At 66.0% G+C, this 15,348-nt stretch carries 16 protein-coding genes; 4 read left to right on the top strand and 12 right to left on the bottom strand.

What is annotated here, in order from left to right; genetic code table 11:
* Positions 1–30 precede the first annotated feature (30 nt).
* Entirely contained in the window at positions 31–444 is a 414-nt protein-coding gene (locus ACLV8F_RS08750) for a DoxX family protein (protein ID WP_411883845.1), read from the top strand.
* A gap of 7 nt (positions 445–451) precedes the next feature.
* Here ACLV8F_RS08750 and ACLV8F_RS08745 read toward each other — a convergent pair whose 3' ends face one another.
* From ACLV8F_RS08745 to ACLV8F_RS08730, 4 genes are all read right to left on the bottom strand, one after another.
* Entirely contained in the window at positions 452–1,345 is an 894-nt protein-coding gene (locus tag ACLV8F_RS08745) for a sigma-70 family RNA polymerase sigma factor (RefSeq protein WP_411883844.1), read from the bottom strand.
* A 15-nt stretch (positions 1,346–1,360) separates the two neighbouring features.
* Positions 1,361–1,810: a carboxymuconolactone decarboxylase family protein gene (locus tag ACLV8F_RS08740; protein ID WP_411883843.1), complete on the bottom strand. Its 450-nt coding sequence runs from the start codon at positions 1,808–1,810 to the stop codon at positions 1,361–1,363.
* A 158-nt stretch (positions 1,811–1,968) separates the two neighbouring features.
* Positions 1,969–2,772, bottom strand: a complete 804-nt coding sequence (locus ACLV8F_RS08735) for an isocitrate lyase/phosphoenolpyruvate mutase family protein (protein ID WP_411883842.1) — start codon at positions 2,770–2,772, stop codon at positions 1,969–1,971.
* A 124-nt stretch (positions 2,773–2,896) separates the two neighbouring features.
* The gene (locus ACLV8F_RS08730) at positions 2,897–3,670 is read right to left on the bottom strand and encodes a 2-keto-4-pentenoate hydratase (protein WP_411883841.1); all 774 of its coding nucleotides are present in this window, start codon (positions 3,668–3,670) and stop codon (positions 2,897–2,899) included.
* 203 nt (positions 3,671–3,873) lie between these two features.
* Between ACLV8F_RS08730 and ACLV8F_RS08725 the strand changes: the two genes are divergently transcribed.
* Both ACLV8F_RS08725 and queC read left to right on the top strand, forming a co-directional pair.
* Positions 3,874–5,052, top strand: a complete 1,179-nt coding sequence (locus ACLV8F_RS08725; protein WP_411883840.1) for a fumarylacetoacetate hydrolase family protein — start codon at positions 3,874–3,876, stop codon at positions 5,050–5,052.
* Between the two features lie 5 nt (positions 5,053–5,057).
* Positions 5,058–5,756 (top strand): 7-cyano-7-deazaguanine synthase QueC, encoded by a 699-nt coding sequence (queC, locus tag ACLV8F_RS08720; protein WP_411883839.1) that lies wholly within the window; start codon positions 5,058–5,060, stop codon positions 5,754–5,756.
* A gap of 45 nt (positions 5,757–5,801) precedes the next feature.
* On the opposite strand, the gene ACLV8F_RS08715 is transcribed toward queC, so the two are convergent.
* Genes ACLV8F_RS08715 through ilvA form a run of 8 tightly spaced genes read right to left on the bottom strand, consistent with a single transcriptional unit; the run spans position 5,802 to position 14,580 of the window.
* Positions 5,802–7,406: an MFS transporter gene (locus tag ACLV8F_RS08715; protein WP_411883838.1), complete on the bottom strand. Its 1,605-nt coding sequence runs from the start codon at positions 7,404–7,406 to the stop codon at positions 5,802–5,804.
* A 4-nt stretch (positions 7,407–7,410) separates the two neighbouring features.
* Positions 7,411–9,222 carry an ABC transporter ATP-binding protein/permease gene (locus ACLV8F_RS08710; RefSeq protein WP_411883837.1) on the bottom strand — a complete coding sequence of 604 codons (1,812 nt, stop codon included), beginning with the start codon at positions 9,220–9,222 and terminating at the stop codon, positions 7,411–7,413.
* Positions 9,223–9,243: 21 nt separating this feature from the next.
* A complete protein-coding gene (locus tag ACLV8F_RS08705) occupies positions 9,244–10,212 on the bottom strand; it encodes a 5'-nucleotidase (RefSeq protein WP_411883836.1) in 969 nt (322 codons plus the stop codon).
* A gap of 21 nt (positions 10,213–10,233) precedes the next feature.
* Positions 10,234–10,791: a histidine phosphatase family protein gene (locus ACLV8F_RS08700; RefSeq protein WP_411883835.1), complete on the bottom strand. Its 558-nt coding sequence runs from the start codon at positions 10,789–10,791 to the stop codon at positions 10,234–10,236.
* A gap of 13 nt (positions 10,792–10,804) precedes the next feature.
* On the bottom strand, positions 10,805–11,650 hold the full coding sequence (locus tag ACLV8F_RS08695; RefSeq protein WP_411883834.1) for an adenosylcobinamide-GDP ribazoletransferase: 846 nt from the start codon (positions 11,648–11,650) through the stop codon (positions 10,805–10,807).
* Between the two features lie 17 nt (positions 11,651–11,667).
* Entirely contained in the window at positions 11,668–12,729 is a 1,062-nt protein-coding gene (cobT, locus tag ACLV8F_RS08690) for a nicotinate-nucleotide--dimethylbenzimidazole phosphoribosyltransferase (RefSeq protein WP_411883833.1), read from the bottom strand.
* Positions 12,686–12,949, bottom strand: coding sequence for a cysteine-rich CWC family protein (locus tag ACLV8F_RS08685; RefSeq protein ID WP_411883832.1), 264 nt, complete (start codon positions 12,947–12,949; stop codon positions 12,686–12,688). Before ACLV8F_RS08685 ends, cobT begins: the two co-directional genes overlap by 44 nt.
* 26 nt (positions 12,950–12,975) lie before the next feature.
* A complete protein-coding gene (gene ilvA, locus ACLV8F_RS08680) occupies positions 12,976–14,580 on the bottom strand; it encodes a threonine ammonia-lyase, biosynthetic (RefSeq protein ID WP_411883831.1) in 1,605 nt (534 codons plus the stop codon).
* 300 nt (positions 14,581–14,880) lie between these two features.
* Between ilvA and ACLV8F_RS08675 the strand changes: the two genes are divergently transcribed.
* Complete coding sequence (locus tag ACLV8F_RS08675; protein WP_411883830.1) at positions 14,881–15,339, top strand: OsmC family protein; 459 nt, start codon at positions 14,881–14,883, stop codon at positions 15,337–15,339.
* Positions 15,340–15,348: the final 9 nt, after the last annotated feature.

The raw sequence follows: 15,348 nt of genomic DNA, 5'->3' as shown, positions 1-15,348 counted from the left end.
GTCACACCTTCTTTTAACGGAGGGATAACCATGGCGTTCGCCACCAGCAACAACAACCAGCTCACTTCCCGCGCGCTCTCGGTGCTGCGCATCATCTCGGCTTACCTGCTGATCCAGCACGGCATGGCCAAACTGCTGGGCTTTCCCCACGTGGCCTACTTTGACGGGCTGCAGGTGATGTCGCTGATCGGCTTTGCCGGCATCCTGGAGCTGTTTGGCGGCGCGCTGCTGTTGCTGGGGCTGTTCACGCGGCCGGTGGCCTTTGTGCTGTCGGGCTTGCTGGCATTTGCCTATTTCATGGGCCACGCGTCCAAGGGCTTTGTGCTGTCGCCCATGCTGAACGGCGGCGAATCGGCCGTGCTGTTCTGCTTTGTCTTCCTGTTCCTGGCCGCCGCCGGCGGCGGCGCCTGGGGCCTGGACGCGTTGCGCTCTTCGCGCAAGTAACCAGGAACTAGGCCACTGCCTCGGGCCCGAAATGCAGGCCGTCGAGCTTGTCGGGGTTGCGCATGATGTAGATGTTGGTGGCCTTGCCTTCTTCGTTGTAGGCGAAGGTGATGGCTGCGGCGATCTCACCGTTCTGGCGCAACTGGATAGCATGGCCGCCGTTGATCTCGCAGGGCAGCCATTCGTAGGCGGCCCAGTAGCGCGCCAGCTGGGTGGCGATGAGGGTGAGCACGCTGCCCTTGCCCTGCACCACGCCTTCGATGGAGCTGACCTTGCCGCCGCTGTCGGCGCACAGGGCGATGTCGTCCGAGAGCAGGCCGGCCAGCGCCTCGGTGCTGCCGGCGGTGATGGCTTCGCGGAAGGCGGCGAGCAGGCCGTCCTGCACCTTGGGCGGCGTCACGTGCCGCACCTTGCCCTGGGCGATGTTGACGCTGGCGCGCGAGACCAGCTTGCGGCAGGCGGCTTCTTCCATGTCCAGCATTTCGGCGATGTCGGGGTAGGGCGTGTCAAAAATCTCATGCAGCAGGTAGGCGGCGCGCTCCTTGGGCGTGAGGCGCTCCAGCAGCAGCAAAAAAGCCATGCTCAGCGAGGAGGCCAGCAGCGCGTGCGTTTCGGGCGTCTCGTCGGTGCGGGTTTGTATCGGTTCGGGCAGCCAGGTGCCGACGTAGTCGACCCGGCTGCGCTGCGCGTCGCGCAGCATGTCTATGCAATGCCGCGTGCAGATCGCGGTGAGCCAGGCGGCCGGCGTGGCGATGCTCGCGTGGTCGGCCGCCAGCCATTTGATGAACACGTCCTGCACGGCGTCTTCGGCATCGGCCCGTGAACCGAGGATGCGGTAGGACAGGCCGAACAAATGCCTGCGCCTTTCTTCAAACACGGCGGTGGGGTCGATGCTGTTCATGGTGCAGGCCTTGCCTTAGTGTGCCGAGATCTGGATGCGGTTCCAGAGGTTGATCATGCCGATGGTAGCGGTCAGCGCGCCGATTTCCTCGTCGCTGAACAATGCACGCAGGCGGCCGCGCAGGCTGGCGTAATCCGTTTTGGGGTCGAGCACGGTCAGGGCTTCGGTCCAGGCCAGCGCGGCTTTCTCGGCTTCGCTGAAGTCGCTGACGTGCGCCCAGACCACGAGGCGGTCCAGCCTGTCGTTGCTTTCGCCGTCCTGGCGCGCTTCGCGGGTGTGCATCTTCACGCAGAAGCCGCAGCCGTTGATCTGCGAGGCGCGCAGGTGCACCAGGTGGTGGAGTTTTTTGTCCAGGCCGTGGCCGCCCACGGCTTCATGCACCTTGAGCAGGGCGGGGAAAACGTCGGGCACGACGAGGTCAAAGCGGACGGGAGCGGTGTTGGCGGAGGTAGCGGCGGCGGTCATGGTGTTTCCTTTAACGGTGGTTAAAAACTGGGTGTGACACCGTATTGACGATCCAGCTCTGCCGTTTGTGACGCCTCCCCTCAAAAAAGATGAAACCCATGAAAAATCGCCTGAGTCCCAGGGGAGTCAGGCGATGGTTCGGGCGCGGATGCAGGGAATCAGCGCGGCGCCAGCAAGGCGTTCATCGCCGAATAGTCCAGCTTGGGGCCCAGCAGCGGCGACAGGTCTTGTTTCAGCAAAGCTTCGACACTGGTCTTGGCGTATTGGTAAGCCACCTGGAAAGGGGCCGGCCCCACGCTGACGCGCCGCACACCGGCCGCCTGCAGCGCGGCAATCGCCGGCAGCCCGGGCATGGCCATCAGGTTGAGCGGCATTTGCACGGCGGCGCAGATTTCTTCCACCTCGGGCAGGGCCGTGAGGCCGGGCACAAAAGCGCCGTCGGCGCCGGCCGCGTGGTAGAGCTTCAGGCGCTCAATGCTGGCCTGGGCGGGGCTGCCGTCGACCTTGAGCTGGCGCAAATACACGTCGGTGCGGGCGTTGATGAACAGCGGCGTGCCTTTGAGCGCCGCGCGTATGGCGCGTATCTTGCCCGCCAGCAGCGCGGGCGCATCGCTGCCGTCTTCGAGGTTGATGCCCACGGCGCCCGCACCGACGAGTTCGGCGGCCAGTTGCCCCACCTGGTCCGGGTCGGCGCTGTAGCCGTCTTCCATGTCGACCGTGAGCGGCACCTTCAGGACGCGGGTGATGTTACGCACGGCATGCAGCAATTCTGCGGGCGGCAGCGCGCCGCCGTCGGCATAACCGCAGGCCCAGGCCAGCGAAGCGCTGCTGGTGGCAACGGCCGTGGCGCCCGAGGCTTCAAAAATCCGGGCGCTGGCTGCGTCCCAGGCATTGGGCAAAAGCAGCAGGCCGTGGGGCGCCTGGTGGAGTTCCAGGAACTGCTGGTGGTGAAGTGCGCGCATAAGCTGTCTCCGCTGGAAAAAGAGGAAGCCGCCAGCTTAGCAAGGCGGGGCGGCATCGCTGGCCATTTTCGGCCATTCCCGGCCACTTCCAGCCCTATATACGGGGGCGCCCCTTGAAAGCCGCTCAGCGCCTGCTGAATTCCACCTCAAACCGGGCCAGCCCCGCGTAGTCGAAACGCAAGGTCTTGCCGGCCGGCACCGTGAGCACGCCGGCATAGGAACCCGTGATCACCAGTTGCCCGGCCTTCAGGCCCAGGCCGCGCTCGCGCAAGAAATTCGCCAGCCAGTACAGTGGCGCGCGCGGGTGGCCGTTGGGGTGCTTGCCCTGCACGGTTTGCCGGGGCTCGTCACCGGCCTGCCAGCCCAGCTCAAAGGCCGGGCTTTCGGGCGCGTCCAGCTCGGGGCCCAGCCACACGCCGTTGTTGACCAGGCCGTCGGCCAGCATCTCGGGAAAGGGCAAGCCGGTGGCGTCGGTGTAGCGGTTGGCGCAGATCTCCAGCGCGGCATGCACGCTGCCCACGGCCGCGTCGACCTCGGCCTCGGTGTAAGGCTGCTCGCGCGCGGGGAGGTCCCTGGCCAGTACAAACGCCAGTTCGGTCTCGACCTTCAGGCTGTCCGGGGTGCTGTCCACGGGAAAAGGCACGGAACACAGCGCCGCGCGGCTGATGGCGGGCTGGTAAACCGGCCCGACCACCAGCTTGCCGGGGCTCGGCAGAGCCGCCTTCCAGCCGCCCACAACCTGGCCCAAGGCGAGGGTGACCGCCTGCTGCACCTGCCAGGCGTCTTCGAGGTCCAGCGGCCGGTAGCTTTCCGGCAGGCGCGGGCCGGGTTTTCCGCTGCTCCGCCTGGCGGCCAATTCCGCGGCGGCTTGCGTGATGTGTTCGGGGGTGAGCGACATGGTGCTTGGGGAAAGAGGTGACGGGTTTTTGACGTGGCTCAGTGTAGGCGCAGGCATGCGCAAGCCGGATTTTTTAGTGGATTGTTTCGCCTGGCGGCACGCCGCGGTGGTTTGCCTTGGCGCCCGTTGGCGCCGGCGGGCGCCGTCCCCTGTAGTATTCGCAGTCCAGCCCGTTTTTTGGGCCCATTCCTTTTTTAACCACCATGAAAAACTCCCTGAGCCTTGCTTCCGCCTTGCCTGTTGATGCCGCCGACGCCCTGCTGGTGGCGCGGGTGTGGGTGGAGGGTAGCGGGCCGGTGCTCGCGCTGGTCACGCCCGAAGGCGTGTTCGACCTTTCCAGCCTCGCGCCCACGGCCAGCCAACTGCTGGAGTTGCCCGAGGTGGCCAAGGCCGTCCGCGCCACCATGCCCTTGCTGCCGCGTCTGGCGGGCACGGCCGAGGTGCTGGCCAACTCGGCGGCCGATGCGCGCAAGCCCGCGCTGCCCTGGCTGCTGGCGCCCTGCGACCTGCAGGCGCTCAAGGCGGCCGGCGTGACTTTTGTGGCGTCCATGCTGGAGCGCGTGATTGAAGAGCAGGCGCGCGGCGACGCCAGCAAGGCCGAGGCGGTGCGCAAGGCGGTGGTCGGCGTGATCGGCGACAACCTCAGCAGCATCAAGCCGGGTTCGCCCGAGGCCGACAAACTCAAGGAAGTGCTGATCGCGCAAGGCGTGTGGTCGCAGTACCTGGAAGTGGGCATAGGCCCCGACGCTGAAATCTTCACCAAGAGCCAGCCCATGAGCGCGGTGGGCACGGGCGCCGAGGTGGGCATACACCCGCACAGCCACTGGAACAATCCCGAGCCTGAAGTTGTGCTGGCCGTCAATTCGCGCGGCGAGACGGTGGGTGCGGCGCTGGGCAACGACGTGAACCTGCGCGACTTTGAAGGCCGCAGCGCGCTGCTGCTGGGCAAGGCCAAGGACAACAACGCCTCCTGCGCGATCGGCCCTTTCATCCGCCTGTTCGACGAGAAATTCAACATCAACCATGTGCGCCGCAGCGACCTCAGCATGACGGTCACCGGTCCGGAAGGTTTTGAGATGAAGGGCGGCAGTTCGCTGAGCAAGATCAGCCGCGATCCGCTGGACCTGGTGGCCCAGGCCATAGGCGCCAACCACCAGTACCCGGACGGCTTCATGCTCTTCCTGGGCACCATGTTCGCGCCCACGCAGGACCGCCACGGGCCGGGCCAGGGTTTTACCCATGTGGTGGGCGACGTGGTGACGGTGGCCACGCCGCAATTGGGCAGCCTGGTGAACCGCGTGACCACGTCCGACAAGGCCGCGCCCTGGACTTTCGGCATCTCGGCGCTGATGAAAAGCCTGGCCAAACGCGGCCTCATTTAATCGCCATGCACACTTCCGCACTCGTTTTATTCTCCGGCGGCCAGGATTCCACCACCTGCCTGGCGCTGGCGCTGTCCAAATACGAACGCGTCGAGACCGTGGCTTTCGACTACGGCCAGCGCCACAAGGTGGAGCTGGAGGCGCGGCTCAATGTGCTGCGCGAAATCAAACAGCAGTTTCCGCAGTGGGCCCACAAGCTCGGCGAAGACCATTTGCTGGACCTGGCGGTTCTGGGCCAGGTCAGCGACACCTCGCTGACGCGCGACGTGGCTTTCAAGATGGAAAGCTCGGGTCTGCCCAACACCTTTGTGCCGGGGCGCAACCTGCTGTTCCTCACGCTGGCGGCGGCGCTGGCCTACCGGCGTGACCTGCAGGTGCTGGTCACCGGCGTCTGCGAAACCGATTTTTCGGGCTACCCCGACTGCCGCGACGACACCATGAAGGCCATGCAGCTGGCGCTGTCGCTGGGCATGGACAAACGTTTCCTGATCGAAACGCCGCTGATGTGGATAGACAAGGCCGACACCTGGCGGCTGGCGCATTCGCTGGGTGGCGAGGCGTTGGTGACCCTGATCGTGGAGCACACACACACCTGCTACCTGGGTGATCGTGTGCATCGGCATGCGTGGGGTTATGGATGTGGCAGCTGCCCAGCCTGTGAGTTGCGCGCAAGGGGCTTTGAACGCTACTCCGCGGCTGGCTGATCCGTTCTTGCTCCTTCCCCCGCTGGGGGAAGGAGTAACACCCGCCTAGGTCCGCATCAGGCTTTCCACGACGCAGCGCGTCACTACCGGCGGTTCCTCGCCGACATGAAACGCCAGCTTGCGTTCGCGCAGCGCCACGTCGCTGGCCATGACGCGGTCGAAGCGGCGCAGGTGTTCGGTCCATGACTCGTCGACGATCTGCTCGACAAAGCGCCCCGGCCGGTTCACGTCGCGCAGCAGTTCCCATTCAAGCGCGCCCTGGCGCAGGCGGCTGCGGCGGCTTTCCTGCATCAGCGCGCGGAAATCGTCGGCGCGCGCCGGGTCTATCAGATATTCAATCGTCACCACCACATTGCCCGCGCCGGGTGGCTCTTCGGCCACGGGCACCTTGAACTGGCGCGAGGGCGTCATGTCTTCCTCGATGCTGAGGTCGGACACCAGGCGCTGCGCCACCAGCATCATGGCCGTGCCGCTGGCGGCTGCCACCAGCAGGCCGGTAGAGACGCTGCTCCAGGTGGACACCTGGCCCCACAGCGCGGCGCCGACGGCGCTGGCGCCCATGATGGCCATCTGGTACATCGACATGCCGCGGGCGCGCACCCAGTCGGGCAGCGCGAGCTGGGCCGAGACGCTGAGCGAATTGGCGCAGGTGATCCAGGCCATGCCGTTGAGCACCATGGCCGGCACCGCCACCCAGCTGTTGGGCGCAAAAGCCATGGCCGCCATGGAGACCGACTGCAGCAGCGTGGAGCGCATCACCAGCACGTCGCGCGGCATCATCTGGCGCAGCCGTGGCAGGTTCAGCGCGGCGACGATGGCGCCGGCGCCCATGGAGGCCAGCAGCAAGGTGAAGGTGCCGGCATCGCCGCCGTGCAGGCCACGCGCCACCAGCGGCAGCAGGGCCAGCAGTGCGGTGGAGTGGAAAAAGAAGATGGCGATGCGCAGCAGCACCGCGCGCAGGCGCGCCGACTGGCCGACGAACTGCAGGCCCACGCGCATGGCGCTGACCAGGCGCTCGCGCCCCAGCGGGCTGGGCGCGTGGTCACGGCGCCAGCGCATGATGACAAAACCCGAGATCACCGACAGCACGGCGTTGAGCACAAAGACGTATTCGGTGCCGGCGCCGGCGATCAGCGCGCCGGCCACCAGCGGGCCGACGATGCGCGAGGCGTTCATGGACACGCCGTTGAGCGCCAGCGCGGCGGGCAGCTGCACGCGCGGCACCAGCTCCGGCACGATGGCGGAGAACACCGGCCAGCGCATCGCCAGGCCCACGCCGTTGGCAAAGGTCAGCGCCAGCAGCAGGGCCGGCGTCATGACGCCCGAAATCACGGCGATGGACAGCAGCGTGGCCACGCCGGCCACCCAGAACTGCGTCATGATGAAGTAGCGCCGCCGGTCCAGGATGTCGGCCAGCGCGCCGCTGGGCAGGCCCAGCAAAAACACCGGCAGCGTGGAGGCCGACTGCACCAGCGCCACCCAGATCGGCGAGGTGGTCATGGAGGTCATCATCCAGGCGGCCGCCACGTCGTTCATCCACATGCAGATGTTGGCGACCAGCCAGGTGCTCCACAGCATGCGGAACACCGGGCGTTTGATGGGGCCCCAGGCGGAGAGGTCGGCGGCCTCAGTCGCGGCGGGCCTGGACATTTCTTCAGGCATTCGCGGCGCTTCCCCCGGGGAGTTGGCTGGCGGTCAGGCTGTACAGGGCGGCTGAGCCGGGCGGCTGCTTTTGCAGCGTCCATTGCTTGTCGTGAAAGGCCGCCACATTGGGCCGGTGGGCAATGGAGACGATGGCGCCTTGCGACGATTTCACGAGCGCGAGCAGGCGCTCGTACAGCGTTTTTTCGGCGGCCTCATCGAGTGCGCTGGTGGCTTCATCGGCAAAGATCCACGTCGGCTTTTTCAGCAGCACGCGGGCAATCGCAAGGCGTTGCTGCTCGCCGCCTGAAAGTTTCTGGCTCCAGGCGTCTTCCTCGTCAAGCCGCGCCGTCAGGTCGGGCAGCAAGGCATCTTCGAGCGCCTGTTTGAGGGCCTCGTCGCTATAGGCCGTGGCGGGTTCCGGATAGGCCAGTGCATCGCGCAGCGAGCCGTTGGGGAAATAGGGGCGCTGCGGGATGAACATGGCATTGCCGGGTTTGGCGATGCGGCCGCTGGCAAAAGGCCAGATGCCGGCAAAGGCGCGGAACAGGGTGGATTTTCCGCTGCCGGAGGGGCCCTTGAGGAGGATGTGGTCGCCGGTCTGGGCCTTCAGCGACATATCCGCCAGCAGCACGGCGCCTGTGGGCAGCGCCAGCTGGAGGCCCGTGGATTCAAGCGCGTTTGAGGGGGTGGTGACGAGCGCGTTGTTGTCTTGTGTCTGGGCCGTCATGCTGTCTTCAAAGCTGGTCAGGCGGTCGGTGGTGGCGCGCCAGCTGGCCAGGGCGTCGTAGTTGTCCACAAACCAGCTCAGCGAATCCTGCACTTTGCCGAATGCCGAGGAAATCTGGATCAATTGCCCCAGCTGGATCGCGCCGCCGAAAAAGCGCGGCGCCGCAACGATGAAGGGGAAGATCACGGCCGCCTGGCCGAAGAAGCTCTGGAACCAGATGAGTTTTTTGTTGGCGCGTATCAGGTTCAGGTAGTTCGCCAGCACGGTGGTGAAGCGCCCGTCGAGCTGGCCGCCCTCCACGGCCTCGCCGTGGTCCAGCGCAATGGATTCGCTGTATTCGCGCACCCGCACCAGGTGGTGGCGCAGGTTGGCCTCGTAGCGCTGCTGCATGAAGTTGAGCTTGATCAGCGGCCTGCCGATGTAGTGGGCCAGCACGCTGCCGACCAGGCAATAGGCGACCGCGGCCCAGACCATGTAGCCCGGGATGCTGTAGCTGCTGCCACCCAGGGTGAAACCGAAGGGGCCCGACAGGGTCCACAGAATGCCGACAAAACTGACCAGGGTCACGACGGCGTTGAGCACGCCCATGGTCAAGGTGATCGTGGACGCGGTGAAAGACTGCACGTCTTCCTGGATGCGCTGGTCCGGGTTGTCGGGGCTGGCGTTGACGTCGGTGGTGGCCGAATAACGGGCGAGCTCCATTTTGTAGAAGGCATGGTGCGACAGCCAGCGGCGCAGGTAGTCGCGTGTCATCCAGGCGCGCCAGCGCATCTGCAGCAGCTGGGTCAGGTAGAACTTGTAGACGGCGATGATGATCGCGCCAAAGGCCAGGTAGCCGAACCTGGCCAGCTGTTGCCAGAAGACGGCCTGGTCGCGTTTTTCCAGCGCGTCGTAAAACACGCGGTACCAGTCGTTGAACTGCACCGCCATGTAGACCGTGCCCAGGTTGAGCAGCACGATGGCCAGCAGCAGGCCGCGTGCCTTCCACTTTTCCTCGGACCGGAAATAGGGCGCGGCGAGCGCGACGATGCGGCCCACAAAGTGCCGAAAAGCGCTGAACCTGGCGGAAAGGCTGGGCGTAGGCGTTGGGTTCATGGTGGTTTTGTTTTTTGAAATTCAGGAAAGCTGGTTGGAAACGCCGCTGGCCACATGGCCCGAGGGCACGTGCTGGGCGGCGGAATGGACGTGGCCGGTCTGGTCGTCAAAGAAAAAGTCGGGTTCGAATTCGCGCAGGAACTCGCCCTTGGCCAGGCCGCCCAGGAACATGGCCTCGTCGACCTCGATGTTCCAGTCCATCAGCGTGCGGATGGCGCGCTCATGCGCGGGGGCGCTGCGCGCGGTGACCAGCGCGGTGCGTATGCGCATACGCGAGGTGCCGGCCTGCTGCAGCCGGTGCAGGGCTTCCAGCAGGGGCTTGAAGGGGCCGGCCAGCAGCGGCTGCGAGGCCTTGTCGCGCTCGTGCTGCTGGAAGGCGGAAAGGCCCTGGGCCTGGAAGACGCGCTCGGCCTCGTCGGAAAACAGCACCGCGTCGCCGTCGAAGGCGATGCGCACTTCGTTGGGATGGGCGTCGCTGGCACGCACCGAATGCGGGTAGACCTGCGCCGCCGGCACGCCCGCCAGCAGGGCGTCGCGCACGTCGCTCAGGTGGGCCGACAAAAACAGGTTGGCGTGCAGCGGCTTGAGGTAGCGCCAGGGCGCCTCGCCGCGGTTGAAGGTGCCGCGCTCAATCTTGAGGCCGTAGTGCTGGGCCGAGCGGAACACGCGCATGCCCGAGACCGGGTCGTTGCGCGAGAGGATCACGACTTCGACGCGCTGCGCGGGCGCCGCCGGGCTGGCGGCCTCGCCGGCGCTTTCAGGCGCGTCGTTGAAGGCCAGCAGCTTCTTGACCAGCGAAAACGCCACGCCGGGCTTGGCCGGAACGTCCAGGCGTTCGAGCTGCAGCTTCATGTAGGCCGCGTCTCTTTTGACGCCGGGCGGCGGCTCGGCCGTCATGCCGGTTTCAAAGACGAGGTTTTCTTCCTCAAAGTCAAACAGCGCGCGCGACGAGATCGCCACCACGAGCTGACCATCCAGATTTGCTGCCATGTGTTTTGCCTTGCGGTTTTTTCAGGAGGGTGTTTGAAGTTCGAGTGTGCACCATTGGCCGTAGGCCGGTGCGTCTATTGGCCACTCATCGGCCCTGGCGATCTGACGCACGCCGCGTGCAATCAGTTCCGCCGCGCGGATGACACCGGCGTGGGTGATCCACAGCGTGTCTGTGTGGCCTTGCAAGCCGTCAAAGGCCGAGGCGACGCGCGCCATGACCTGGCGGGTGCTTTCGCCGCTGCCGCCCACGGCGTGTTCGGCAAAGGCGTCGGTCCAGGCCTGCAGCTCGGCGGGGGCGACGTCGCTCCAGGCGCGGCCTTCCCAGGCGCCGAAGTCCATTTCCTGCAGTCGTGGATCTGTTTGGTACGCCAAGTCGGGCCGCAGTTCGCGCAGGGCTTGCGCCAGTTGCGCACATCGTTGCAGCGGGGAGTGGGTGACGCGGGTGCCGGCGGGGAGCAAGCCGGCCAGTGCCTGCGCGCATTCGGCCGTGGCGGCCGGATCGGCTGCCACGTCTTGCCGGCCGTAGCAGATGCCGGGGTCTATCAGGGGTTTTGCGTGGCGGGCCAGCCAGAGTTTCATGGCTTGCCGGTGCTCACAAACTGATCGCCAGGCCGAGATAAAAGGCGATCTCGCAGACCTGCTGGGTCGCGCCCAGGCAGTCGCCGGTAAAGCCTTGCAGCCGGCGCTTGAACATCCGCCCCATCCACAGCAGGGCAATCATGGCAAAACTGCAGGCGACGATCAGGTTCCAGGCGTCCAGCGCGAGGACGGCCAGCGCCAGCGCGACAAAACACCAGGCAAAGCCAACCAGCAGCGCGCCCGGCGCGATCTGGTCGGCCAGGGGCCTGGATTTGGAGGCGGCCGTGTCGCCCACGTGCGGCAGCAGGTAGATCAGCAGCAGCGGCAGGCCGCGCGAGACGACGTGACCCGTCCACAGTGCGGCGCAGACGTACCAGCTGTCGAACGGGGCTTCTTCCCAGCCGGTGGGCGCGCCTTCGACCGAGCCGAGGATGGACAGCAGCGAGACCTTGCACAGCACGGCCAGCACCAGCGCCATGGCGCCGAAAGCGCCTACGCGCGAGTCTTTCATGATCTGCAGCACATGTTCCCTGTCGTAGCCGCCGCCCAGGCCGTCGGCCGTGTCGGCCAGGCCGTCCTCGTGGAAGCCGCCTGTCAGCAGCACGGTGGCGGCGGTGGACAGCGCGGCGGCCACCAGCGGCGTGAAGGTGGTGTCGGGCAGCAGGGCCTGCACAAGGGCGTACACCGCAGCGGCGAAGGCGCCGGCCAGGATGCCCACGCCGGGGAAATGCCCGGCGCTGGCACGCAGCAGCTCGGGGCTGTAGCTCACCCAGTCGGCCAGCCGCCCGGTGATGGGGATGCGGGTGAAAAACTGCACGGCGAGCAGGTACTCGCGCACGAACTGGGCGATGGCGGTCATACGGTGCCCATGACGGTTCAGGCGCCTTCTTTGCCGCTCACGCCGGCGGATTCGAAGCTGGCCATCTCATGGAGGAAATTCGCCGCCGACTGCAGCAGCGGCCAGGCCAGCAGCGCGCCGGTGCCTTCACCCAGGCGCAAGCCCAGGTCCAGCAGCGGCTGGGCTTTGAGGTGCGCCAGCAGCAGACGGTGGCCGTGTTCGTCCCCGCGGTGGCAGAACACCATGTAGTCCTGCACGGCGGGCGCCAGGGCCCGGGCCGCCAGCGCGGCGGCGCCGGCGATAAAACCGTCGACCAGCACGACGCGTCGCTCGCTCGCGGCCTGCAGCATGGCGCCGGCCATCATGGCGATTTCAAAGCCGCCGAGCGCGGCCAGGGCATCAAGAGGCTGCGTGACGCCGGCGTGGCGGGCCAGGGCATTTGCCAGCACCTGGCGCTTGTGCGCAAGCTGGGCGTCGTCAAGCCCGGTGCCGCGGCCTGTCGCTTCCTCGATACCGACGCCTGCGAGGCGCGCAAACAGCAGCGCGGCGGACGAGGTGTTGGCAATGCCCATCTCGCCGAAGGCGACGACGTTGCCGGGCAGGCTGCTCACCACGTCCATGCCGGCCTGCAGGGCGGCCCGCGCCTGCGCGGCCGTCATGGCGGGCTCACTGCGGATGTTGCGTGTGCCGTGCGCGATCTTGCGCTGCAGCAGTTGCGGGTGCGGCGCAAAGTCAGCCGCCACGCCGGCATCCACCACCTGCAGCGCAAAGCCGTGCTGGCGCGCAAACACGTTGATGGCGGCGCCGCCGGCCAGCATATTGCCGACCATCTGCACGGTGACGGCCTGCGGGTAGGCCGAGACCCCTTCGGCGGCAATGCCGTGGTCGGCCGCGAACACCACCATCTGGGGCTCGCGCAATGTGATGGTGTCACTGCGCTGGATCAGGCCCAGCTGCAGCGCCAGGCTTTCGAGCCGGCCGAGCGCGCCCGGCGGCTTGGTCTTGTTGTCGATTTTGTGCCGCAGCTTCGCCTCCAGCAAGGCATCGGCGGTGGGCTCAATCGCGGGCAGCAGCAGGGGCGGAAAGTCGGGAGCGTTCATCGGTGATCAGCTTGAGGCAGGCGGGGCAGAAGCAGGACAGCGCGCTGCCTTCCGGTGAGGGGGAGCGTTCGGCGGGGACCGGCATGACGTGGGGCAGTTGCACGCACCAGCATTCGGCATCGCCCGCCACCATGCCGCAGCGCAGGCCGGCGCCGCAGCGCGGGCACACCGAGGTGTCGGCCGATGCGGGCTTTGTCGGGGATGCGCCTTGTGCGTTCATGGCGGGTGTGCCGGGTCGGCTTTGCTTCAGCTTTGAAGAAAGAGCCGGTAAACCGGGTTGGCGGTTTCCTCGACATGGGGGTAGCCCAGCGTGTCGAGGAAGTCCTTGAAGGCCTTGTTGTCGGCCTTGGGCACTTGCAGGCCCACCAGGATGCGGCCATAGTCGGCGCCCTGGTTGCGGTAGTGGAACAGGCTGATGTTCCAGCCCGGGCGCATGCTGGAGAGGAACTTCATCAGCGCGCCGGGACGCTCGGGGAAGATGAAACGCAGCAGGCGTTCCTCCTTGGAGAGCGCGCTGTGCCCGCCCACCATGTGGCGTATGTGTTCCTTGGCGAGCTCATCATGCGTGAGGTCCAGGGTCTTGAAGCCGTGGCGTGAAAAATTCGCGGCGATCTTGCCGCTCTCGCCCTTGGCCGAGGTCGTCAGGCCGACGAAGACGTGGGCTTTGGCATCGTCGTTGATGCGGTAGTTGAACTCTGTCACGCTGCGCGGCCCGCCGGGCAACTCGCCGATGACCTCGCAAAAGCGCCGGAAGCTGCCGCGCTCTTCAGGAATCGTCACGGCGAACAGGGCTTCGCGCTCTTCGCCGACTTCGGCGCGCTCGGCGACGAAGCGCAGGCGGTCGAAGTTCATGTTGGCGCCGCACAAAATCGCGGCGTAGGTCTCGCCTTTGGTCTTGTGCCTGGCCACGTACTGCTTGACGGCGGCCACGGCCATCGCGCCCGAGGGCTCGACGATGCTGCGTGTGTCGACAAACACGTCTTTGATGGCGGCGCAGACGGCGTCGGTGTCGACGGTGATGAATTCATCGACCAGCTCGCGGCTGATGCGGAAGGTTTCCTCGCCCACCAGCTTGACGGCCGTGCCATCGGCGAACAGGCCGACGTCGCTCAGGGTGACGCGCTTTTTTGCGCTGACCGACTGCATCATGGCGTCGGAATCGTTCATCTGCACGCCGATGACCTTGATCTCGGGCCGCACGGCCTTGATGTAGTTGGCCACGCCGGAGATCAGCCCGCCGCCGCCTATGGCCACGAACACGGCGTCCAGCCGGCTGGAGCCCAGGCTTTGCAGCTGCATGAGGATTTCCATCGCGATCGTGCCCTGCCCGGCGATGACGTCCGGGTCGTCGAAGGGGTGGACGAAGGTGAGACCTTGTTTTTTCTCGAGCACCACGGCGTGCGCGTAGGCATCCGAATAGCTGTCGCCGCGCAGCACGACCTCGCCGCCCCAGGCGCGCACCGCGTCGACCTTGAGCTGCGGCGTGGTGGTGGGCATGACGATGACGGCGCGCGTGCCGAGTTTTTGCGCGCTGAGCGCCACGCCCTGGGCGTGGTTGCCGGCCGACGCGCAGATCACGCCTTTCTTGAGCTGGGCCGGGCTCAGGTGGGCCATCTTGTTGTAGGCGCCGCGCAGCTTGAAGCTGAACACCGGCTGCTGGTCTTCACGCTTGAGCAGCACCGTGTTCTTCAGCCGCAAGCCCAGGTTCTTGGCGGGCTCCAGGCTGGATTCCACCGCCACGTCATACACCCGCGCCGTGAGAATCTTTTTCAGGTAGTCGGCGGGGCTGAGCGGCTTGCCGGCGGGGGCTGTTTTGGGGAGGCTTTTGGCGGTTTTGGTCGGGGTGGGCATGGTTTTCTCGCAGCCTGACATCATAGTGGCGCAAGAAAAAGCGCCGCAAGAGACGGCAGCGGAAGCTGCGCGGCCAAGAAAAAAGGCCCAGACCTTGCGGTCTGGGCCTGTAAATCCACCCTTAGAGGAGGTGGAGGAGACAACCAGTGGCACAAAATACCTTGTGACGCGAGGGCAATCAGTATTGGTGCGATGATTTCAGTATAGCGGAGCAATGTTGCGCTGCACAATATCTTGTGGCGCAAACTCGACATTTTTCACGGTTTTAGTTATAAATTTTATGCATAAGGAGCGGATTTTATGGAATGCACGGTGAGCTGGACGGGCAACAGCGCAAGCACAGGGTCACGCTCCAACATGAGTTTCCTCGCCGAAACCGGCAGCGGCCACACCCTGGTGATGGACGGCGCGCCCGACGCGGACAAGCCTGAAAACGGCGGCGCCAACCTCGCGCCGCGGCCCATGGAAACCGTGCTGGCCGGCACCGGCGGCTGCACCGCCTACGACGTGGTGCTGATCCTCAAGCGCGGCCGCCAGGACGTGCGCGGCTGCTCGGTCAAGCTGAGCGCCGAAAGGGCGCCGGTGGATCCCAAGGTCTTCACCAAAATCCACATGCATTTCGTGGTGACGGGCAAGGGCCTGGCCGCCAGTGCCGTAGAGCGCGCCGTGGCCATGAGCCACGACAAGTACTGCTCGGCCACCATCATGCTGGCCAAAACCGCGGAGATCACCACCAGCTTTGAGGTGGTGGAGGTTTAAGCGCCGAAT

This window comes from Polaromonas sp. YR568, assembly GCF_943369675.1.
Lineage (GTDB): Bacteria > Pseudomonadota > Gammaproteobacteria > Burkholderiales > Burkholderiaceae_C > Polaromonas.
Note: the sequence above shows the minus strand (reverse complement) of the source record. Positions and strands in the feature narration are given on the sequence as shown.

Excerpts from the sequence above, each read along its gene's own strand:
- ACLV8F_RS08740 (WP_411883843.1), bottom strand. The coding sequence starts at position 1,810 with ATGACCGCCGCCGCTACCTCCGCCAACACCGCTCCCGTCCGCTTTGAC.
- ilvA (WP_411883831.1), bottom strand. The coding sequence starts at position 14,580 with ATGCCCACCCCGACCAAAACCGCCAAAAGCCTCCCCAAAACAGCCCCC.
- ACLV8F_RS08725 (WP_411883840.1), top strand. The coding sequence starts at position 3,874 with ATGAAAAACTCCCTGAGCCTTGCTTCCGCCTTGCCTGTTGATGCCGCC.
- ACLV8F_RS08675 (WP_411883830.1), top strand. The coding sequence starts at position 14,881 with ATGGAATGCACGGTGAGCTGGACGGGCAACAGCGCAAGCACAGGGTCA.
- ACLV8F_RS08750 (WP_411883845.1), top strand. The coding sequence starts at position 31 with ATGGCGTTCGCCACCAGCAACAACAACCAGCTCACTTCCCGCGCGCTC.
- cobT (WP_411883833.1), bottom strand. The coding sequence starts at position 12,729 with ATGAACGCTCCCGACTTTCCGCCCCTGCTGCTGCCCGCGATTGAGCCC.
- ACLV8F_RS08710 (WP_411883837.1), bottom strand. The coding sequence starts at position 9,222 with ATGAACCCAACGCCTACGCCCAGCCTTTCCGCCAGGTTCAGCGCTTTT.
- ACLV8F_RS08705 (WP_411883836.1), bottom strand. The coding sequence starts at position 10,212 with ATGGCAGCAAATCTGGATGGTCAGCTCGTGGTGGCGATCTCGTCGCGC.
- queC (WP_411883839.1), top strand. The coding sequence starts at position 5,058 with ATGCACACTTCCGCACTCGTTTTATTCTCCGGCGGCCAGGATTCCACC.
- ACLV8F_RS08730 (WP_411883841.1), bottom strand. The coding sequence starts at position 3,670 with ATGTCGCTCACCCCCGAACACATCACGCAAGCCGCCGCGGAATTGGCC.
- ACLV8F_RS08695 (WP_411883834.1), bottom strand. The coding sequence starts at position 11,650 with ATGACCGCCATCGCCCAGTTCGTGCGCGAGTACCTGCTCGCCGTGCAG.
- ACLV8F_RS08685 (WP_411883832.1), bottom strand. The coding sequence starts at position 12,949 with ATGAACGCACAAGGCGCATCCCCGACAAAGCCCGCATCGGCCGACACC.
- ACLV8F_RS08700 (WP_411883835.1), bottom strand. The coding sequence starts at position 10,791 with ATGAAACTCTGGCTGGCCCGCCACGCAAAACCCCTGATAGACCCCGGC.
- ACLV8F_RS08745 (WP_411883844.1), bottom strand. The coding sequence starts at position 1,345 with ATGAACAGCATCGACCCCACCGCCGTGTTTGAAGAAAGGCGCAGGCAT.
- ACLV8F_RS08735 (WP_411883842.1), bottom strand. The coding sequence starts at position 2,772 with ATGCGCGCACTTCACCACCAGCAGTTCCTGGAACTCCACCAGGCGCCC.
- ACLV8F_RS08715 (WP_411883838.1), bottom strand. The coding sequence starts at position 7,406 with ATGTCCAGGCCCGCCGCGACTGAGGCCGCCGACCTCTCCGCCTGGGGC.